This is a genomic window from Microbacterium rhizomatis (genome assembly GCF_008710745.1).
GTDB classification, from domain to species: Bacteria; Actinomycetota; Actinomycetes; order Actinomycetales; family Microbacteriaceae; genus Microbacterium; species Microbacterium rhizomatis.
This window is the reverse complement of record NZ_VYSA01000002.1, coordinates 260,756-279,578: the sequence shown is the minus strand read 5'-3', so window position 1 is coordinate 279,578 and position 18,823 is coordinate 260,756. Positions and strand designations below refer to the sequence as shown.

At 69.1% G+C, this 18,823-nt stretch carries 19 protein-coding genes; 16 read left to right on the top strand and 3 right to left on the bottom strand.

What is annotated here, in order from left to right; genetic code table 11:
* Positions 1-6 precede the first annotated feature (6 nt).
* Together F6B43_RS09690 and F6B43_RS09685 are read left to right on the top strand one after the other, a co-directional pair.
* The gene (locus F6B43_RS09690) at positions 7-864 is read left to right on the top strand and encodes an aldo/keto reductase (RefSeq protein WP_150448745.1); all 858 of its coding nucleotides are present in this window, start codon (positions 7-9) and stop codon (positions 862-864) included.
* A complete protein-coding gene (locus tag F6B43_RS09685) occupies positions 861-1,913 on the top strand; it encodes an aldo/keto reductase (protein ID WP_150448744.1) in 1,053 nt (350 codons plus the stop codon). Before F6B43_RS09690 ends, F6B43_RS09685 begins: the two co-directional genes overlap by 4 nt.
* A gap of 190 nt (positions 1,914-2,103) precedes the next feature.
* On the opposite strand, the gene F6B43_RS09680 is transcribed toward F6B43_RS09685, so the two are convergent.
* Both F6B43_RS09680 and F6B43_RS09675 read right to left on the bottom strand, forming a co-directional pair.
* Complete coding sequence (locus F6B43_RS09680; RefSeq protein ID WP_150448743.1) at positions 2,104-2,442, bottom strand: DUF7882 family protein; 339 nt, start codon at positions 2,440-2,442, stop codon at positions 2,104-2,106.
* Positions 2,443-2,521: 79 nt separating this feature from the next.
* Positions 2,522-2,788: a hypothetical protein gene (locus F6B43_RS09675; RefSeq protein WP_150448742.1), complete on the bottom strand. Its 267-nt coding sequence runs from the start codon at positions 2,786-2,788 to the stop codon at positions 2,522-2,524.
* 219 nt (positions 2,789-3,007) lie between these two features.
* Between F6B43_RS09675 and F6B43_RS09670 the strand changes: the two genes are divergently transcribed.
* The 9 genes from F6B43_RS09670 (at position 3,008) to F6B43_RS09630 (ending at position 10,198) form a co-directional block, all read left to right on the top strand.
* On the top strand, positions 3,008-3,565 hold the full coding sequence (locus F6B43_RS09670; protein ID WP_150448741.1) for a Dps family protein: 558 nt from the start codon (positions 3,008-3,010) through the stop codon (positions 3,563-3,565).
* Positions 3,566-3,590: 25 nt separating this feature from the next.
* Entirely contained in the window at positions 3,591-4,646 is a 1,056-nt protein-coding gene (locus F6B43_RS09665) for an acyl-CoA dehydrogenase family protein (RefSeq protein WP_246159894.1), read from the top strand.
* Positions 4,646-6,094 (top strand): bifunctional PIG-L family deacetylase/class I SAM-dependent methyltransferase, encoded by a 1,449-nt coding sequence (locus F6B43_RS09660; protein ID WP_150448740.1) that lies wholly within the window; start codon positions 4,646-4,648, stop codon positions 6,092-6,094. Before F6B43_RS09665 ends, F6B43_RS09660 begins: the two co-directional genes overlap by 1 nt.
* Complete coding sequence (locus F6B43_RS09655; protein ID WP_150448739.1) at positions 6,091-6,816, top strand: glycosyltransferase; 726 nt, start codon at positions 6,091-6,093, stop codon at positions 6,814-6,816. Before F6B43_RS09660 ends, F6B43_RS09655 begins: the two co-directional genes overlap by 4 nt.
* 135 nt (positions 6,817-6,951) lie before the next feature.
* Complete coding sequence (locus tag F6B43_RS09650) at positions 6,952-7,920, top strand: LLM class F420-dependent oxidoreductase (RefSeq protein WP_281349532.1); 969 nt, start codon at positions 6,952-6,954, stop codon at positions 7,918-7,920.
* 40 nt (positions 7,921-7,960) lie between these two features.
* Complete coding sequence (locus tag F6B43_RS09645) at positions 7,961-8,209, top strand: hypothetical protein (RefSeq protein WP_150448737.1); 249 nt, start codon at positions 7,961-7,963, stop codon at positions 8,207-8,209.
* 14 nt (positions 8,210-8,223) lie between these two features.
* On the top strand, positions 8,224-8,766 hold the full coding sequence (locus tag F6B43_RS09640; protein ID WP_246159893.1) for a GNAT family N-acetyltransferase: 543 nt from the start codon (positions 8,224-8,226) through the stop codon (positions 8,764-8,766).
* A 154-nt stretch (positions 8,767-8,920) separates the two neighbouring features.
* Positions 8,921-9,541, top strand: a complete 621-nt coding sequence (locus F6B43_RS09635) for a TetR/AcrR family transcriptional regulator (protein ID WP_150448736.1) — start codon at positions 8,921-8,923, stop codon at positions 9,539-9,541.
* A 60-nt stretch (positions 9,542-9,601) separates the two neighbouring features.
* The gene (locus tag F6B43_RS09630; RefSeq protein WP_150448735.1) at positions 9,602-10,198 is read left to right on the top strand and encodes a ribonuclease H family protein; all 597 of its coding nucleotides are present in this window, start codon (positions 9,602-9,604) and stop codon (positions 10,196-10,198) included.
* A 9-nt stretch (positions 10,199-10,207) separates the two neighbouring features.
* Here the strand turns inward: F6B43_RS09630 and F6B43_RS09625 are convergent, their stop codons facing one another.
* Positions 10,208-10,831 carry a TetR/AcrR family transcriptional regulator gene (locus F6B43_RS09625; RefSeq protein ID WP_150448734.1) on the bottom strand — a complete coding sequence of 208 codons (624 nt, stop codon included), beginning with the start codon at positions 10,829-10,831 and terminating at the stop codon, positions 10,208-10,210.
* Between the two features lie 145 nt (positions 10,832-10,976).
* On the opposite strand from F6B43_RS09625, the gene F6B43_RS09620 reads away from it, so the two are divergent.
* The 5 genes from F6B43_RS09620 to F6B43_RS09600 all read left to right on the top strand — a co-directional run bounded on the left by F6B43_RS09620 (position 10,977) and on the right by F6B43_RS09600 (position 18,747).
* Positions 10,977-12,503 carry an ABC transporter substrate-binding protein gene (locus F6B43_RS09620; protein WP_150448733.1) on the top strand — a complete coding sequence of 509 codons (1,527 nt, stop codon included), beginning with the start codon at positions 10,977-10,979 and terminating at the stop codon, positions 12,501-12,503.
* Between the two features lie 74 nt (positions 12,504-12,577).
* Positions 12,578-13,519: an ABC transporter permease gene (locus tag F6B43_RS09615; protein WP_150448732.1), complete on the top strand. Its 942-nt coding sequence runs from the start codon at positions 12,578-12,580 to the stop codon at positions 13,517-13,519.
* Entirely contained in the window at positions 13,516-15,399 is a 1,884-nt protein-coding gene (locus tag F6B43_RS09610; RefSeq protein WP_150448731.1) for a dipeptide/oligopeptide/nickel ABC transporter permease/ATP-binding protein, read from the top strand. The genes F6B43_RS09615 and F6B43_RS09610 overlap by 4 nt, the downstream gene beginning before the upstream one ends.
* On the top strand, positions 15,396-16,238 hold the full coding sequence (locus F6B43_RS09605; protein ID WP_150448730.1) for an ATP-binding cassette domain-containing protein: 843 nt from the start codon (positions 15,396-15,398) through the stop codon (positions 16,236-16,238). The genes F6B43_RS09610 and F6B43_RS09605 overlap by 4 nt, the downstream gene beginning before the upstream one ends.
* A gap of 88 nt (positions 16,239-16,326) precedes the next feature.
* Positions 16,327-18,747 carry a glycoside hydrolase family 3 protein gene (locus tag F6B43_RS09600; protein WP_150448729.1) on the top strand — a complete coding sequence of 807 codons (2,421 nt, stop codon included), beginning with the start codon at positions 16,327-16,329 and terminating at the stop codon, positions 18,745-18,747.
* Positions 18,748-18,823: the final 76 nt, after the last annotated feature.

Below are 18,823 nucleotides of genomic sequence, written 5' to 3'. Positions count from 1 at the left end.
CCACGCATGAATAGTCGATCGATCGGCCCCGTATCCGTCAGTGAGATCGGGCTGGGTGGTATGCCGATGTCGATCGAAGGCCGCCCAGACGAGGACCGCGCGATCGCCACGATCCACGCGGCGCTCGACGCCGGCGTCACCCTGATCGACACCGCGGACGCGTATCACCGGGATGCGGACGAGGTCGGCCACAACGAGCTCCTCATCGCGAAGGCCCTGGCCTCCTACGGCGGCGACACCTCAGAGGTCCTGGTCGCGACCAAAGGCGGTCACCTCCGTCCGGGCGACGGCAGCTGGACGCTCAACGGGCACCCCGACTATCTGAAGCAGGCCGCGAAGGCGTCCGCGCAGCGGCTCGGCGTCGAGGCGATCGGGCTCTATCAGTTCCACCGGCCGGACCCGAGCGTCGACTACGCCGAGTCGGTGGGCGCACTGACCGACCTGCTGGACGAGGGCGTCATCCGCATGGCGGGGATCTCGAACGCGAACGTCGACCAGATCCGTCTCGCACAGGAGATCCTCGGCGGTCGTCTCGTGTCCGTGCAGAACCAGTTCTCGCCGGCGTTCCGGTCCAGCCAGGTAGAGCTGGAGCTGTGCGCCGAGCTGGGCATCGCGTTCCTGCCCTGGAGCCCGCTCGGCGGCATCTCGCGGGCGAGCACGCTCGCCGGCAAGGGCGCCGCGTTCGAGCGCATCGGCGCCGAACTCGGGGTCAGCTCACAGCAGGTCTGCCTCGCCTGGGAACTCGCGCTCGCCCCCGTCGTCATCCCGATTCCCGGCGCGTCGCGACCTGCCAGCATCCAGGATTCTGTGCGGGCGTCGGAGATCACGCTCACCGACGAGCAGATGCGGGAGCTGTCGGCATGAGCTCCACACCGCGGAAGGACGGCTATCGCACTCTCGGGCGGAGCGGCGCCGTCGTGTTCGAGCAGGCACTCGGGACGATGACATTCGGGGCCGAGGCAGACGAGACGACGTCGCACGCGATCATCGACGCCTACGTCGCGGCGGGAGGCAACTTCATCGACACGGCCGACGTCTACAGCTCGGGCACCAGCGAGCAGATCATCGGACGATGGATCGCCGCGCACCCGACCGACGCGGCGCAGATGGTCATCGCGACGAAGGGACGATTCCCGATGGGCGCCGGGCCCAACGACCTCGGAACCTCGCGGCGCCACCTGCGCGTCGCGCTGGACGATTCCCTGCGTCGCCTGGGCGTCGAGCACATCGATCTTTACCAGATGCATGCGTGGGATGCGATCACCCCCCTCGACGAGACCCTCCGGTTCCTCGACGATGCGATCACGCAGGGGAAGATCGGCTACTACGGGTTCTCGAACTTCACCGGGTGGCAGCTTACGAAGGCCGTGGCCCTCGCCGCGCAGCACCGCTGGAGCGCTCCGGTCACGCTGCAGCCGCAGTACAGCCTTCTCGTGCGCGGGATCGAGCACGAGATCGTGCCCGCGGCCCTCGACGCACACGTCGGGCTGCTGCCCTGGTCGCCTCTCGGCGGCGGGTGGCTGAGCGGGAAATATCGGCGCGACGTTCCGCCGACCGGCAGCACCCGACTCGGCGAGAACCCCGAGCGCGGTATGGAGGCGTGGAAGCAGCGCAACACGAGTGACCGAACCTGGCAGATCATCGACGAGGTCACACGCGTCGCCGACGCGCACGGTGTCTCAGCCTCGCAGGTGGCCTTGGCATGGCTGTCGGCCCAGCCGGGAGTGACCTCCGTCATCCTCGGTGCTCGCTCGGTCCAGCAGCTCCGCGACAACATGGGGGCGGTCGACCTCGACCTGGATCCCGCCGAGCTGGAGGCCCTCACGGTTGTGAGCGCACCTCCGGCCGACGACTACCCCTACGGTGCACCAGGGGTCGCTCAGCGGCACCGCAACATCCACGGCGGCCGATGACGGCTCGCGCCTGACGGCCTCTGAGGTTCGCCGCGACGTCGATGTCCGGTCTTCCGCGCGCACAACGCAGGATCGATCGGCGGTTGACCGGGCTGCGCGCGGCGTGTCGGCGTCTCTGAGGGGCATTGGTCCTGCGTTGTGCGCGAGTCCGGGCCCCGACACGCCCGCAGCTGGGCGGTCCGGCGCGAGGTCAGGACGAGGGGGAGCCCGCGGCGGAGGGCGGGGATGCCTCGCCTGCTCCCGCGCCGACGCTCACGCCCGAAGGTGAGTTGGCGGCCTTCACCAGATCGCGAAGGAAAGCGGGATCGAGGGGCTCGGCGACCGCGCCGTCGAACTCGAAGCGCAGCGCCATCGATGGCTGCAGCCACACCGTCGTGCGGTCGCCGTCCTCGGAGGGCGAATGAGCCCACGTCAGCGTGAAGCTCTCCCCGCGCCGGAACTTCGTGATCACGACGGCCTGCAGATGCGTGAGGAGTCTGTCCGGCAGGTCGATCGCATCCGTGTCGTCACCGTAGTAGATCGTGCCCATCAAGACCTCGCTCGCGTCGCACGCGGATCGACTCGCATGACTCCACATCCTATGAGCCGAGCGGGCGAAACGGCGGCCGTCACGCCCGCATCGGCGGAGCGTGGGGGATCGGGATGGGCTTGGTCCCCCCGGGTGATCGCGACTCCCACATCACGAGGTCGGTCATCGCGACCTCTGCGGTCGTGTACACGTGCGGCAGCGGAATCCCGGGCTGCCATGAGACCTCGACGTGGTCGTCTTCGGCCCTGACGATGACAGCGACGAGGTCGTCCCGCTCGGTCGCGATCTCCCACACGTCGCCGCCGCGCTCCACGAGCGTGAACCGGCCCTGGTGTGCAGGTGGCATCCGTTGCCTCCGGGCATCGTCGATCGCGGTTTCGTGTGAGAGGCGAGGTTTTGTGTGACGGGTCGACTGTAAGACGACCCCCATGCGGTGCCACCGGCCTTGACGAACTCGGCTCCGCGAGGTACCCGGGCGCGGCGAGCACCCGCATCAGAGGCGCTTGTCAAGTCCCCGTCTGAGATCCGAAGCGCGAACTACCGTCGCAATCAGGAGGTGGCTGACATGGCTACGACAGAGAAGGCGAAGACCCCGACCCGGCGCACGGCAGCGGGAGGTGCGGGAGCGAAGGTGACGCGACGCCAGAATGCGGAGAAGGGCTTCGTCGCCTCGAAGGCACTCGACGATCGGCTTCAGGCTGTGCTGGTCGACCTGCTCGAGCTTGCGATGCAGGGCAAGCAGGCGCACTGGAACGTCGTGGGCCGCAACTTCCGCGACACGCACCGCATCCTCGACGAGATCATCGAGGCTGCGCGCGAGTTCAGCGACACGGTCGCCGAGCGGATGCGCGCGCTGCACGCGGTGCCCGACGGCAGAAGCGATGTCGTCGCGGCCACGACCACGCTTCCCGAGTACCCGCAGGGCGAGATCGACACGAGCGAGACCGTCGACCTGATCACGGTGCGACTCGAGGCGACCGTCGGCACGATTCGCGGAGTGCACGACGACGTCGACGAAGAAGACCCGACGAGCGCCGATATCCTCCACGCGATCATCGAGAAGCTCGAGCAGTTCGCCTGGATGGTCAGCGCTGAGAACCGCACGCCGGCAGCGTCACGCTGAGATGCGGCCCGCGGTACGCGTTCCCGTGCTGACGCCGGGTGGTGAGCCGAGCCCTGTCGCGCAGTCCGTCACTGACAGCGCTCGGGGCGTGCCGGGGCTGGGGGCCGACGTCGAGACCACGCTGGAATGGTGTCTCGGGGTAGGCAGGGTCGCGCCTCGCGTCGGCGAGGGCGCGACCCCCGATCTGTGGGAGATCCTTGCCGGCATCGCGGCGATGGACGTGTCGGCGGCGCGGATGCTCGAGCCGCACCTCGACGCGCTGAGCATCCTTCATGAGGCGGGGGTCGATTTCGGGATCGGGGCTGACGAGTGGGGCGTTGCGGCGGTCGGCGCGGGCGACGAGTCCACGTGGGGAGTGTTCGCGGCCGAAGGCCCCGGAGTGCGGCTCGACGCGCGTCAGGTGGAGGGCAGCTGGCGGCTGACCGGCACCAAGCCGTGGTGCTCGCTCGCCTCGCACGTGTCGCACGCGCTGGTCACGGCGTTCGTCGACGACACGCATCGACGGCTGTTCGCGGTGGGGATGCGGTCGGCGGGGGTGCATCCGCGCCGCGGCGAGTGGTTCGCACGGGGCCTCCCGCACGTCGTGAGCAGCCCGGTCGACTTCGACGACGTGGAGGCGGTCCCCGTCGGGGCCGACGGGTGGTATCTGTCGCGCCCCGGTTTCGCCCGCGGGGGCATGTCGGTCGCCGCGTGCTGGTGGGGTGCGGCCGAGGGCGTCGCTGCGGCGCTCGTCGCTCCGGCATCGTCCGAGCGCGCCGATCAACTCTCGCTTGTATACCTCGGGCGAGTCGACGCCGCGCTCTGGGGCGCGCGTGCGACGCTCGCAGAGGCCGCCCGCGCGATCGATGATGATCGCGTGGGCGTGGACGAGAAGCTGCTCGCCGAAAGGGTTCGGGCGGTGGTGGCGGATGCCGCGACATCGACGCTGGCAGAGGCGGATGCCGCCCTCGGTCCGGCTCCGCTCGTGTCGGATCCCGACCACGCACGACGGGTCGCCGACCTCCACCTCTACCTCCGTCAGCATCACGGACTCCGCGACGTCGCCCGCATCGGTCGCTCGCTCGCGTCGGGGGGACGATGATGGCGTCGTTCAGCCATCTCGATCCGGGCACGGCCGAAGCCGTCTGGCTCGTCGACCGCCGGCTGAGCGCGCTTCCGGGAATCGATGGCGCACGCGGGATGCCGGAGGCGCATCCCGGAGACGCGGGCGGGGGAGAAGCGCCCGGATCGATCACCGCACTCGTCGTGGTCGCCGCCCATCCCGACGACGAGACGCTCGGAGCGGCCGGGCTCATGCGTGCCGTGGCCGAGGCCGGTGGCCGGGTGACGGTGGTGATAGCCACCGACGGTGAGCGATCGCATCCCGCGTCGCCGACGCACTCGCCGGCCGTACTCGCCGAGATCCGTCGGCGGGAGGTCGCGGCCGCGGTCGCCGTCGTGGCGCCGGCAGCCGAGATCCGCTTCCTCGGCATCGGCGACGGCACGCTGCGGCAGAACGCGGCACGCCTGCGTGACGCCGTGGCCGACATCCTGGACTCGTCGGCACCGGATGCTCGAACAGGCACGGTCGTCGTCGCGCCGTGGTCGGGCGACGGGCACGCCGACCACTCGGCCGCAGCGCAGGCGTGTGCCGAGGTGTGTGCGGGGCGAGGCATCACCCACCTCGGCTACCCGATCTGGCTCTGGCATTGGGGCAGCCGGGACGACGTTCCGTGGGCCGACGCGTTCGCGCTCCCGCTGAGCGCGGAGGCGCGCACGGCCAAGCGCCGCTCGATCGCTCTGCACACATCTCAGATCGCGCCGCTCTCGGACGCCGTGGGCGACGAGGCCGTCGTGCACGACGGGATGCGCGCGCACTTCGACCGCGATGTCGAGGTCTACCTGCGCGAGCACCCCGCCGAGTCGCTGTCTGGGGACTGGTTCGACGAGTTCTACCGACGCAACGACGAGGACCCGTGGGGGTTCGAGACGCGATGGTACGAAGAGCGCAAGCGCAGCATCCTGCTCGCGTCGCTGCCTCGGCACGACCTCGGCCGGGTGCTCGAGGTCGGGTGCGCCACCGGCCTGATCACGCGCCAGCTCGCTCGCCGCGCGAACCGGGTGGTCGCGCTCGACCCGGCGGAGGCAGCGCTGGATGTCGCGCGCGACCGCCTCCGCGATCGAAGCGCGGCCGGAGTCGGGCGCCGGGGCGACGTCGCCTTCGTACACGGTCAGGTACCGCGCGATTGGCCGACGGGCCGGTACGACACGATCGTGCTGTCGGAGGTGGGCTATTACCTCGATGCCGCCGATCTCGCCGAGACGATCCGCCTGATCGAGCGCGACCTGAGCGGCGATGGATTCCTCATCGCCTGCCATTGGCGGCATCCGGTGCGCGAATACCCGCAGACCGGTGATGCGGTGCACGCCGCGCTCCGTGCCGTGCGCGACTTGGAAGCGATCGCCCGGCATGAGGAGCGCGACTTCGTGCTCGAGGTGTTCGGCCGCGCACCCGCACGCTCCGTCGCCCAGCGCGAAGGGCTCGTATGAGCGTCGACGCCGTCACCCGCGTCATCGTCGTCGTGCCGGTGCACAACGAGGAGGATCTTCTCGACGCGTGCCTGGGCGCGCTGAGCGCCGCGGTGCACAGGACAGAGCGCGCCGGGCTCGCCTGCGACGTCCGCGTGGTGCTCGACGATTGCACGGATGCCTCGGCCACCCTCGCCCTCAGCTACCCCTTCACGGTCTCGACGATCCGCGCGTCGATGGTCGGCGCCGCGCGCGCCCACGGTGTGGTCACCGCGCTCGCCGACCTCGGCGACGTTGATCTGCATCGTGTCTGGATCGCGAACACCGATGCCGACTCGCAGGTGCCTCCGCAGTGGATCGTCGACCAGGTCCGCATCGCCGCTCTCGGCACGGACGTGGTGCTCGGTGGCGTGCGTCCCGACTTCGCCGATCTGACCCCCGTGCACCGGCGCCATTGGCTCCGCACGCACCCTCGGGGGGTCCCGACGGGCAATGTGCACGGCGCGAATCTCGGAATCCGGGCCGATGCGTATGTCCTGGCCGGCGGCTTCCCCGCCGTCGCCGAGCACGAGGATGTTCAACTGGTCGAGCGCGCGCGTGTCGCCGGCGCCCGCATCGGGACGAGTGCGCATGCTCCGGTGGTCACCTCGGGTCGCCAGATCGGCCGCACGCCCGGCGGCTACGCCGCGTTCGTCCGTACGCTCGCCGCCGATCTGGAGCGACGCACGGTCGACGCGGAGTGAGTCCCGGTCAGTCCTCCTTCGTTGGGCGCGTCCGCCTCTTGCAGACCTGACGCTTCTCGTCAATGGCCCCCCTCCTCGGGCAGGGGAGGCGAAGACTGAAGGCGAAGACGCGGATGCAGCGACAAGGAGTCCATGGTGAGTGCACGGTTCGGGTACACGTTGATGACGGAGCAGAGCGGTCCGCGGGAGCTCGTGGGGTATGCCACGGCGGCAGAGGCTCTCGGTTTCGACTTCGAGGTGTCGAGCGATCACTTCACGCCATGGCTCACGACCCAGGGGCACTCGCCGAACGCGTGGGTCACTCTCGGCGCTGTCGCGCAGGCGACCTCGACCGTGGAGCTCATGACGTACGTCACGTGCCCGACGATGCGCTACCACCCCGCGGTCGTCGCGCAGCAGTCCGCGACGCTCCAGCTCCTGTCGGAGGGGCGTTTCACGCTCGGGCTCGGGTCGGGTGAGAACCTGAACGAGCACGTGGTCGGCGAAGGCTGGCCCGCCGTCCAGGTCCGCCAGGCGATGCTCGAAGAGGCCATGCACCTGATCCGTGAACTGCACTCGGGTGAGCTCGTCACCTGGGAGGGCGACTACTTCCGCGTCGACTCGGCACGGATCTGGGATGCTCCCGACACGCCGGTCCCGCTCGCTGTGGCGGTCTCGGGCGACAGCTCGATCGAGCGGTTCAGCGATCTCGCCGATCACCTGGTCGCTGTCGAGCCCGACGCGGACCTGCTCACCGCCTGGGACGAGGCGCACGGACCCGGCTCCCGGAAGATCGGCCAGATGCCGATCAGCTGGGACCCCGACGAGAAGGCGGCCATCGCCCGCGCCCACGACCAGTTCCGCTGGTTCGCCGGAGGATGGTCGGTCAATGCCGACCTGCCCACGCCGGCCGGATTCGCGGGGGCCAGTCAGTTCGTGCGTCCCGAAGACGTCGCCGACGCGATCCCCTGCGGACCGGACCTCGACAAGATCGTCGCCGGCGTCAAGGAATACCTCGATGCCGGTTTCACGGACGTCGCGCTCGTGCAGGTCGGCGACGAGGCGCAGTCCCGATTCCTCGACGAAGCCGCCGGGCCCCTCCTCGAGAAGCTCCGCGCCCTCTGACCCGCCCGCACACCCACAACCCCACGACATCAGGAGAAACATGAAATCCTTCGGCACCTGGATCCTCATCATCGCGATCGGCGCGACAGCCTACGTGCTCGGCGCCAAGGCCGGCAGGTCTCGCTATCGCGAGGTGGTTCACGCCGCCAAGACGTTCTGGAACGACCCCACCGTGGCGAAGGCTCGCACGCGCGCCGTCAAGAGCGCGAAGAAGGCGACGGCGACAGCATCCAAGAATGCGGAGAAGGCGCGAAAGCGCGCGGTGAAGAAGATCCAGAAGGCACTCTGATCACCGGAGAAGGGGTGGGCCCCACCTGTCACGAGACCTCTGAACAGGCGATCGTCCTGCGTCCCATCCGCACGTCGGATGCGGGGGAGGTGCTCACCGTGCAGCGCGCGGCATTCGTCTCGGAGGCGCAGATCTACGGCGACCCCTCGCAGGGTCCGCTGGTGCAGACGCTCGAGCAGCTGACCGCGGAGCTGGAGGATGCGGGCGGCTTCGTGGCGCTTCTGGGTGAGCGCATCGTCGGTGCGATCCGCACGAGCGAGGGCGACGATGTGCTGCTGATCGGGCGCATCGCGATCGCACCCGACATGCAGGGCAGAGGAATCGGTCGGCGCTTGCTGGCCGAGGCGGAGGAATCGTCGACGAGCTCCGTCGCGGAGCTGTTCACCGGCAGCCTCAGTGAGGCGAACATCGCGCTCTACGAGAAGTGCGGCTACCGCGAGTCGACCCGGATCGACAACGGCGACGGCACAGCCCAGGTCTTCATGCGCAAGCCCCTGCGCACCCTCGCACCCCTCGCACCCCCCGCACCCCTCGTTCCCTCCCGCGAGACCGGATAGGCGCCGCGAGAAGGTAAGCGTCTGCCCCGGTCTCGTGCCGCATATCCGGTCTCGCGGGGAATATGCGGGCGAAAACAGAGCGGGTGCTCGGGATTCGGTTTAGAGTGGCTGCGGGGCGCACACCGATGGTGCGCCGGACGATCGCGGAGGTGCGATGGATCCCGTCAGTGCGCCGCGGGCCCGACGAGCGCGCGGGCCCTACGCCAAGACGGCTGCCACACGGGCGGCGATCCTCGATGCGGCACTGGAGGTGTTCGCCGAGGCCGGGTACCGCGGCGGATCGCTGCGCCACATCGCCGAACGCGTCGGGATGAGCGAGCCCGCTCTCATGCACCACTTCCATTCGAAGGCGGGGTTGCTGCAGGGGGTGCTCGACCATCGCGACCAGCGTTCGTATGCCATCGCACCGATCGACCGGCTGCCCGGCGAACAGTCGATCCGGGGACTCATCGCGCTCGTGCGCCACAACGCCTCGACGCCGGGCGTGGTCGAGCTCTATGCGATCCTCGCCGCGGAGGCGACGTCGGACTCCCACCCCGCTCACGGCTACTTCGTCAGTCGGTACGAGTTCGTGCGCGCGTCGATCGTCGATTCCTTCCGCCAGCTCGAAGAAGAGGGGCAGCTGGCGGCCGGGGTGACACCGCAGAGTGCGGCCGACGCGACGATCGCCATCATGGACGGACTCCAGGTGCAGTGGCTGCTCGATCGCGGCGCGCTCGACATGGCCGACGAGCTGGCCGCCTTTCTCAGGATCATCACGCGCCTCGAGCTCTGACCGGCACGCCCGGCCGTGTCGGGTAGCCTGCTGAGGCGCCACGCGCGGAAGGAACAACGGATGCCCCATCCCGACGCGGAATCGACCGCAGCCCCCCTCGGCGATGCCGAGTACACCGTCGCGACAGACGGAGCCTGCCAGCGCAACCCCGGACCTGCCGGCTGGGCGTGGGTCGGCGAAGACGGGGAATGGGCCGCGGGCTCGCTCCTGCACGGCACGAACAACATCGGCGAGCTGCTCGCGCTCCTCCACGCGGTGCGCGACCACGCGCACATCGCGCGGCTGCGGGTGCAGGCCGACTCCACCTATGCGCTGGACACGTATCGCTCGTGGATGGACAACCACGCCCGGCGCGGGTGGAAGACGACGACGGGTGCGCCGACGAAGAACGCCGACATCCTGCGCGAGATGATCGACGCGCGCGACGCGCGCCGGGCCGCCGGGCTCCCCGATGTGATCCTCGAGCACGTCCGCGGCCACTCGGGCCACCGCCTCAACGGATGGGCGGACGAGCGGGCGGTGCGCGCAGCGCAGCACGGCGCCGAGGGGCGCGAGGGCGTCTGGTACTCGCGCGGGGGTCACCCGCGCATCGACGTCACCGCGGACGCGCCGAAGGCGGGAGAAGACAAGCCCCGACGCGCACGGGCGTCGCGCTGAGCCGATCGCTCAGAGCTCGGCGTCGACGAACGTCCGGAAGAAGCCGCGCAGCTCGTGCGACATGTCCATCAGCTCGCGGTTGAGCAACCACTGCACCTGTAGCCCGTCCATCATGGCGATCGTCGCGATCGCCGCGCCTTCGGGCGTGACCCCGCGCAGGAGTCGGCGCTCGCCGTCGAGCACGCGGAACGCGCGCGTGAGCACGATCCGCGTGTTCTCGTAACGGGACGTGAAGTAGTCGTGTGCGGGGTGATCCGGCGCGGTCGCCTCGGCCGAGAGCACGCAATAGAGCTCCACCACGCCCGGAATGGTCGCGTTGTAGCTTGCGAGCTCGATCAGCCCTCGCAAGGTGAGCGTCCCCGCCTCTTCCTCCCCGGGGAGCATGCTCTCGGAATGATGGTCGCGCCGCTCCAGCACGGCCGCGAGCAGTTCCGGCTTGCTCGGGAAGTGATGCAGAAGTCCCGGTTCGCTCATCCCGACGCGGAGGGCGACCTCCCTGATCGACCCCGATCGGTAGCCGGACTCGGCGAACACCTCGAGCGCAGCATCCAGGATCGCCTCGCGCGTCTGCTTCGTCTTGGCGTATTCCCCGCGCGGCTTGCGAGTGCGGGGCGGAGTCTCGGGCTCGCTCATGATGAGGACACGATAGCGGTTTGATAACGAAAACCGAGTCATCTGAAGATTTTTGGCCTAAAACCTAGTGAACACTCGGGATTGGTGATAATTTCCTCGATCAGAGGCGCACCAGAGGCGGAGCGTCCAGGAGAAGGGACCAAGGATGTTCCGTTGGAAATCCACAGCTGCTGTTCTCGCGATCGCGGCGCTCGCGCTCACCGGTTGCGCCGGCGGCGGGAGCGGTGACGGTTCGGGCGGTAGCGGCGGCACGCTGACGCTCGGCGCGATCACCGCCCCCACGACGTTCGATCCCGCGGGGTCGGAATGGGGCAACCGCGCGCCGTTCTACCAGGCCGTGTTCGACACGCTCCTGCTCGCGACCCCCGAAGGCGAGATCAAGCCGTGGCTCGCGACCGACTGGTCGTACAACGACGACAACACCGTGCTGACCCTCACCCTCCGCGATGACGTCACGTTCACGGACGGCTCGAAGCTCACCGGAGACGTGGTCGTGCAGAACCTCGAGCGCTTCAAGGCCGGCACGTCGCCGGACGCGGGCTACTTCGCCGGGGTGTCGGGCTTCACCGCCCCGGACGACAAGACCGTCGTCATCACGATGAGCGCGCCCGACCCGGCCATGCTCAACTACCTCACCCGTGACCCGGGTCTCGTCGGCTCCGCCGCATCGCTCACGAGCGCGGATGTCGCGACCACCCCCGTCGGCTCGGGACCTTACATGCTCGACACCGCTGCGACGGTGACCGGCACCAGCTACTCGTACAAGAAGAACCCCGACTACTGGAACAAGGATGCGCAGCACTACGACAACCTCGTCATCAACGTGCTCAGCGACCCGACCGCCGCGCTCAACGCGATCAAGGCCGGTGAGGCCAACGGCGTCAAGCTCGCCAACAACGATGCGCTGACCGAGGTCGAGGCCGCGGGCTGGACCGTCAACTCGAACGAGCTCGACTTCCAGGGCCTGCTGCTCCTGGACCGCGCGGGTTCGATGGACCCCGCACTCGGCAACGTCAAGGTGCGCCAGGCGATCAACTACGCGTTCGATCGCGCCGGCCTGCTGAAGGCGCTCCAGACCGATCACGGCACGGTGACCACGCAGGTGTTCCCCGAGACGTCGGCCGCATACGACCCGTCGCTGGACAGCTACTACGACTACGACCCGGCGAAGGCGAAGGAGCTTCTGGCCGAGGCGGGTTACCCGAACGGGCTGACGATCGCCATGCCGACAGTCTCCGTGCTCGGTGCGACCACCTACACGCTGGTCGCCCAGCAGCTTGCGGACGTCGGCATCACGGTGCAGGCGACGGACGTCGCGGTGGGCAACTTCATCGCCGACATGCTGGCGCCGAAGTACCCGGCCACGTTCATGGCGCTGGAGCAGAACCCCGACTGGCAGCTGATCCAGTTCATGATCGCTCCCACTGCGGTGTTCAACCCCTTCAAGTACCAGGACCCGCAGGTCGACGACTACATCACGCAGATCCAGTACGGTGACGCGGCCACGCAGGCCTCTGTCGCGAAGGAGCTGAACAAGTACATCGTCGAGCAGGCCTGGTTCGCCCCCTTCTACCGTGTGCAGGGCAGCTTCGCGACGGACGCCAACACGACCGTCGAGATGCTCCCGACCAACGCGTACCCCGCGATCTACGACTTCGTCCCGAAGCAGTAGCACCGCGCCGGCCCGCCCGAGCGATCGGGCGGGCCGGCCCATACCCGTACCTCTACACAGGAGTAGGAGAGCGCATGCTCAGCTTCATTCTGCGCCGCGTGCTGTCGGGCATCGTGCTGGTCGTCGTGATCACGGTGATCGCCTTCACGCTGCTCTACCTCGGCAGTGGCAACATCGCTCGCACGATTCTCGGCCAGAACGCCTCCGACGAACTCGTCGCGCAGAAAGCCGCTGAGCTCGGGCTCGACCGGCCCCTGTACGTGCAGTTCTGGGACTGGCTCACCTCCGCGGTGACCGGAGACCTGGGCAGGTCATGGTTCAACGGCCAGCTCGTCTCGGTCCAGCTCGCCAGCCGGCTCTCGGTCACGCTGTCGATCGTGATCGGCGCGATCCTGCTCGCCGCGATCTTCTCCGTCGTCTTCGGCATCCTCGCCGCCCGCCGCGGCGGATGGGTCGACGGAACCGTGCAGTTCATCTCGATCATCGGCTTCGCGATCCCCGGCTTCCTGATCGCGCTCTTCCTCGTCCTCGTGTTCGCCGTCAATCTGCACTGGTTCAAGGCGACCGGATACATCCCCATAACGACGTCGTTCACGGGTTGGCTGAGCAGCGTCACGCTGCCGATCATCGCCCTCTCGCTCGGAGCGATCGCCTCGATCGCCCAGCAGGTCCGCGGCTCGGTGCTCGACGGCGTCAGCCGTGACTACGTGCGGACGCTCCGCAGTCGCGGCCTCAGCTCCAACCGCGTCGTGTACAAGCACGTGCTGCGCAACGCCGGCGGCCCCGCGCTCTCCCTCCTGGCCGTCCAGTTCATCGGCATGATCGGCGGCGCCGTCATCGTCGAGCAGATCTTCGCCCTGCCCGGCATCGGATCGCTCACCGTGCAGGCGACGACGTCCGGCGACATCCCCGTCGTGATGGGGATCGTCATCGTGACCGCGATCATCGCCGTCGTCGTCAACCTCGTGATCGACCTCGCACAGGCTGCACTCAACCCGAAGGTCCGACTGTCATGACCGCTATCGAAGTCCCGACGTCCATCCCCGCGACGAGCACCAGCCCGCACCTCTTCCGCAGGCTGCTGCGCAGACCGCTGTCGCTGATCTCGCTGATCTTCCTCGCGATCGTCGTCCTCATCGCCTTCATCGGCCCGCTCATCGCCCCTTACGACCCCAATCTCGCGTCGCTGCAGCTGATCCTGGCGCCCCCGAGCCCGGAGCACCTCCTCGGCGCCGACAGTGCCGGCCGCGATGTGCTCTCGCGTCTCCTCGTGGCCACCCAGGTCAGCGTCGCGGCCGCCGTCCTCGCCGTCGTCGTCTCGCTGGTCTTCGGTGTCACCTCCGGCCTCCTCGCCGGGTACTACCAGGGCTGGTTCGACAACGTCGCCTCGTGGTTCACCTCGCTCGTGATGGCTCTTCCCGGCATGGTCGTGCTGCTCGCGGCACGCGCCGTGCTCGGCCCCTCGGTGTGGATCTCGATGGTCATCTTCGGCATCATCCTGGCGCCGGCCTACTTCCGGCTCGTCTACACGTCGGTCACGGCCGTGCGATCGGAGCTCTTCGTCGACGCCGCACGGGTCTCCGGTCTCAGCGACGCCCGCATCATCGGTCGCCACGTGCTGTCGGTCGTTCGTGCGCCGATCATCATCCAGACCGCGATCGTGGCGGGCATCGCGATCGCGATCCAGTCCGGCCTCGAGTTCCTCGGGCTCGGTGACACGTCGGTCCCGACCTGGGGATCGATGCTCAACGATGCGTTCGCGAACATCTACAAGCAGCCGCTGCTCATGCTGTGGCCCTCGCTCGCGATCGGTCTGACCAGCGTCGCGCTGACACTGCTCGCCAACGGCATGCGCGACGTCCTGGAGCGCACGATCGTCGTCCGCCGCAAGCGTCGCAGGGCCGTGACCACCCTCACCGGCTCGGTCGCCGCGGTCACGACGGCGACGAGCGTCACCGACCTCGACGACAGTTTCGACATCGTGCTGGCTGACGGTGGCACGGCGGAGGGCGACCCGATCCGGCACGCCGACGACGAGCAGTCCGCCCTGCGCTCCCGCGAGGTCGTGCTCAGTATCAAGGATCTGCGCGTGGGCTACGGCCAGAGCGACGGCAGCACGACCGAGGTCGTGCACGGCGTCTCGCTCGAGATCCGCAAGGGCGAGGTGCACGGTTTGATCGGCGAATCCGGTTCGGGCAAGTCGCAGACCGCGTTCGCCGTGCTCGGGCTCCTCCCCAAGGGCGGAAGCGTCACGGGCGGAACGATCGAGTACGAGGGCACCCAGCTGCAGAACGGCTCGGATGCTGTGTACAGCGGCATCCGGGGCCGAAGGATCGCCTACATCCCGCAGGAGCCGATGTCGAACCTCGACGCGTCGTTCACGATCGGCAGCCAGCTCGTCGAGCCCCTGCGCGTCACCCTGGGGATGACGAAGAAGGAAGCGACCGACAAGGCGCTCTCGCTCCTCGAGCGCGTGGGCATCCCGCAGCCGCTGCGCACCTTCAAGGCCTATCCGTTCGAGGTCTCGGGCGGCATGGCCCAGCGCGTGCTGATCGCGGGGGCGGTCTCGACCGACCCCGATCTGATCATCGCCGACGAGCCGACCACCGCGCTCGACGTCACGGTGCAGGCCGAGGTTCTCGACCTCCTGCGCGATCTGCAGGCCGAGCGCCAGATGGCGATGCTGCTGGTCACGCACAACTTCGGGGTCGTCGCCGACCTGTGCGACCGTGTGACTGTCATGCAGAGCGGCCTGTTCGTCGAGACCGGTCCGGTGCGCGCCATCTTCAACCACCCCGAGCACCCGTACACGAAGTCGCTGCTGGACGCGATCCTGGACGAGGGTCCGGCTCGGCCGGCCCTCGCGGCGTCCGCCTCGAAGGGAGTCCGATCATGACCGATCCGCTGCTCACCGTCGACGACCTCGTCGTCGAATACCCGGGCAAGGGATTCCGCGCGAAGCCGTTCCAGGCCCTGAAGGGCGTCTCGATCGACATCCTTCCCGGCGAGACGCTCGGCCTGGTGGGGGAATCGGGGTCGGGCAAGACGACACTCGGTCGCGCCGTGCTGGGCCTCGCGCCCGTCACCGGCGGCACGATCACGTACGACGGCCAGGACATCAGCCATCTGGGCCGCCGCGACCGGCGCACGCTCAGCTCCGAGATCCAGGTCGTCTTCCAAGATCCGTACTCGTCGCTGAACCCGTCGCTCACGATCGAGCAGATCCTCGCCGAGCCGCTCCAGGCGCGCGGCGTCGCCGCCACTGCCGCCAAATCGCGTGTGCACGAACTGCTCGACCAGGTCGGCCTGCCGGGCGACGCCCGCAGCCGTCTCCCGCGCGAGTTCTCGGGCGGTCAACGCCAGCGCATCGCGATCGCGCGCGCTCTGGCGCTGGACCCGAAGCTCATCGTCTGCGATGAGCCGGTATCGGCTCTCGACCTGTCGACGCAGGCGCGCGTGCTGGACCTCTTCATCGAGATCCAGAACCGCACCGGCGTGGCCTACCTGTTCATCACCCACGACCTCGCGGTGGTCCGGCACATCAGCCACCGCGTCGCGGTGATGTACCGGGGCGAGATCGTCGAGACAGGTGACGGAGATCAGGTCACCTCCAGACCGCAGCATCCGTACACGCAGCGTCTCTTCATGGCCGCGCCGATGCCCGACCCCGACAAGCAGGAGAAGCGTCGCACCGACCGCCGCGCCTTCCTGGACGCCGAGAAGCTCGCCTCGTAGATCTCCCCGCATTCCACCGCACCGCGCCCGCACGAGAACGTGCGGGCGCGGCATCCCATCGCCCTTCACCGCTTCCAAGGAGCCCGCAATGACCGCGTCGACCGACCACCTGCTGCCGCTGCTGGAGCGATTGAGCCTCGAAGAGAAGGTGTCGCTCATCCAGGGCGCCGACTTCTGGACCACCGTGCCCCTGCCGTCGATCGGCCTGCGGGCCATGACCCTCTCTGACGGGCCGGCCGGCGTCCGCGGTCCGCGCTGGGACGAGCGCGAGCCCTCGCTCAACCTGCCGTCGGCATCGGCGCTGGCCGCATCGTGGGATGACGACATCGCCTATCGGTACGGGGCGGTCGCCGCAGCCGAGGCGCGGCGCAAGAACGTCGACGTCGTGCTCGGCCCGACGATCAACCTGCACCGCTCGCCGCTGGGCGGCCGTCACTTCGAGTGCTTCAGCGAAGACCCCGAGCTCACGGGTGCGCTGGCCGAGGCGTACGTACGAGGAATGCAGGACAACGGGGTCGCAGCGACCCCCAAGCACTATGTCGCCAACGATTCGGAGACCGACCGCTTCACGGTCGACGTGCGGGTGGATGAGCGCGCGCTCCGCGAGCTGTACCTCGCGCCGTTCGAGCGCGCGGTGAGCGCCGGAGCCTGGGCGCTCATGAGCGCCTACAACTCGGTCGACGGCGTCACGATGACCGAGAACGACCTGCTCGAGACGCCCCTGAACTCGGAATGGGGTTTCGACGGGATCGTCGTCTCGGACTGGACCGCCGTGCGCAGCCTCGACGCGATCTCCGCCGCGCAGGACCTCGCGATGCCCGGGCCCGCGCCGGCGTGGGCCGATGTCGTCGCGGCCGTGCGTGACGGTCGCCTGAACGAGGCCGATGTCGACCGCAAGGTTCTGCGCATGCTGCTCCTCGCCGAGCGCGTCGGCGCCCTCGACGGTGCGACACCCCGGGCGATCGCCCCTGTGGACGGCGTCGCGTTCACCCGCGAGGCCGAGATCGAAGGCACCGTGCTCGTGCGCAACGAGGGCATTCTTCCGCTGGATGCGGCATCCCTGCGTTCCGTCGCCGTGATCGGCCACAACGCGCGCGACGCCCGCACCCAGGGTGGCGGCAGCGCCACCGTGCTGCCCGAGCGCATCACGTCGCCGCTGGACGGCATCCGCGCCGCGCTCGCCGGAGCCGACGTGTCGTATTCGCTCGGCGCGATCGTGCAGGAGGGCGTGGCCGAGCTGCCGCTCGCGCGCATGCAGAATCCGGTCACCGGCGAGCCGGGAGCGCGGGTCGAGTTCCTGGATGCTGCCGGCACGGTGCTCTTCGCCGAAGACCGCCGCGCGACCGCGCTGGTGTGGTTCGGCGGCGACGCCCCTGTGACTGCGTCGTCCACGCTCGTCGTGCGCACGCGCTACACCCCCGAGGAGTCCGGCACGATCCTCCTCGGCTTCGCCGGCGGCGGGCACGCGAGGGTCTTCGTCGACGGGCGGCTCGTCGTCGATGACACCCCGATCATCACCGGCACGGACCTCGGCGCGGCATTCCTCAATCCGCCCTCGGCGACCGCCCCGGTCGCCGTCACCGCCGGCGAGTCCATCGAGATCCGTGCCGAATTCCTCATGGGGTCGAACGATTCCGCCCTGCAGGGTGTCTTCAGCGCCACCGTCGGCATCGCACCCGACGACTCCGACCCCGACGAACTCATCGCCCGTGCGGTGGCTGCGGCCGCCGCATCCGATGTCGCGATCGTGGTCGTCGGCACGAACTCGAAGGTCGAGTCCGAGGGCTACGACCGCACAGATCTGAACCTTCCCGGCCGGCAGGACGACCTCGTGCGGGCGGTGGCTGCGGCCAACCCACGCACCGTCGTGGTCGTCAACGCCGGATCGCCCGTCGTCATGCCGTGGCGCGACGACGTCGCGGCGGTCGTGCTCGGTTGGTTCGGCGGGCAGGAGTTCGGCGCCGCCCTCGCCGACGTACTCACCGGAGAGGCCGAGCCCGGTGGCCGCCTCCCCACTTCGTGGCCCGCCGCGCTCGCCGATGTGCCCGTCACCGGGGTGACACCCACGGACGGCACCCTCACGTACGACGAGAGCATCCACATCGGCTATCGCGCGTGGCTGCGTGCCGGGGCGACCCCGGCTTACGCTTTCGGGCATGGCCTGGGCTACACGACTTGGTCGTGGGATTCGATCGAGGCCGACGGCGACGGGGTCGTCGTGACGCTCACCAACACGGGTGACCGCGCGGGCAAGCAGGTCGTCCAGGTCTACGCCGAGCGGTCGCGGTCCGATGTCGACCGGCCCGTGCGCTGGCTCGTGGGCTTCGCCGTCGTCCGCGCGGAGGCAGGCCAGACCGTGACGGCCCGCATCACGATTCCGGAACGCCGGCTCGCGCACTGGAGCGGCGGATGGGTGGTCGAACCGGGCGAGTTCACGCTGCACGCGGGAGCATCGGTCGGCGAACTGCCCCTCCAGATCGTTCGCGCGACGGCCGAGGTCGCAGCGTGAGCACGCACGATCTGTCCGGCCCCGCGACGGGCATCGCCGACGATCGCCTCGGCGAGATCGCCCAGCGGCTGGACGG

What these genes read in the sequence shown, in the direction of transcription:
- F6B43_RS09690 (WP_150448745.1), top strand. Translation starts at nt 7, where the DNA reads ATGAATAGTCGATCGATCGGCCCCGTATCCGTCAGTGAGATCGGGCTG.
- F6B43_RS09685 (WP_150448744.1), top strand. Translation starts at nt 861, where the DNA reads ATGAGCTCCACACCGCGGAAGGACGGCTATCGCACTCTCGGGCGGAGC.
- F6B43_RS09680 (WP_150448743.1), bottom strand. Translation starts at nt 2,442, where the DNA reads ATGGGCACGATCTACTACGGTGACGACACGGATGCGATCGACCTGCCG.
- F6B43_RS09675 (WP_150448742.1), bottom strand. Translation starts at nt 2,788, where the DNA reads ATGCCACCTGCACACCAGGGCCGGTTCACGCTCGTGGAGCGCGGCGGC.
- F6B43_RS09670 (WP_150448741.1), top strand. Translation starts at nt 3,008, where the DNA reads ATGGCTACGACAGAGAAGGCGAAGACCCCGACCCGGCGCACGGCAGCG.
- F6B43_RS09660 (WP_150448740.1), top strand. Translation starts at nt 4,646, where the DNA reads ATGGCGTCGTTCAGCCATCTCGATCCGGGCACGGCCGAAGCCGTCTGG.
- F6B43_RS09655 (WP_150448739.1), top strand. Translation starts at nt 6,091, where the DNA reads ATGAGCGTCGACGCCGTCACCCGCGTCATCGTCGTCGTGCCGGTGCAC.
- F6B43_RS09645 (WP_150448737.1), top strand. Translation starts at nt 7,961, where the DNA reads ATGAAATCCTTCGGCACCTGGATCCTCATCATCGCGATCGGCGCGACA.
- F6B43_RS09635 (WP_150448736.1), top strand. Translation starts at nt 8,921, where the DNA reads ATGGATCCCGTCAGTGCGCCGCGGGCCCGACGAGCGCGCGGGCCCTAC.
- F6B43_RS09630 (WP_150448735.1), top strand. Translation starts at nt 9,602, where the DNA reads ATGCCCCATCCCGACGCGGAATCGACCGCAGCCCCCCTCGGCGATGCC.
- F6B43_RS09625 (WP_150448734.1), bottom strand. Translation starts at nt 10,831, where the DNA reads ATGAGCGAGCCCGAGACTCCGCCCCGCACTCGCAAGCCGCGCGGGGAA.
- F6B43_RS09620 (WP_150448733.1), top strand. Translation starts at nt 10,977, where the DNA reads ATGTTCCGTTGGAAATCCACAGCTGCTGTTCTCGCGATCGCGGCGCTC.
- F6B43_RS09615 (WP_150448732.1), top strand. Translation starts at nt 12,578, where the DNA reads ATGCTCAGCTTCATTCTGCGCCGCGTGCTGTCGGGCATCGTGCTGGTC.
- F6B43_RS09610 (WP_150448731.1), top strand. Translation starts at nt 13,516, where the DNA reads ATGACCGCTATCGAAGTCCCGACGTCCATCCCCGCGACGAGCACCAGC.
- F6B43_RS09605 (WP_150448730.1), top strand. Translation starts at nt 15,396, where the DNA reads ATGACCGATCCGCTGCTCACCGTCGACGACCTCGTCGTCGAATACCCG.
- F6B43_RS09600 (WP_150448729.1), top strand. Translation starts at nt 16,327, where the DNA reads ATGACCGCGTCGACCGACCACCTGCTGCCGCTGCTGGAGCGATTGAGC.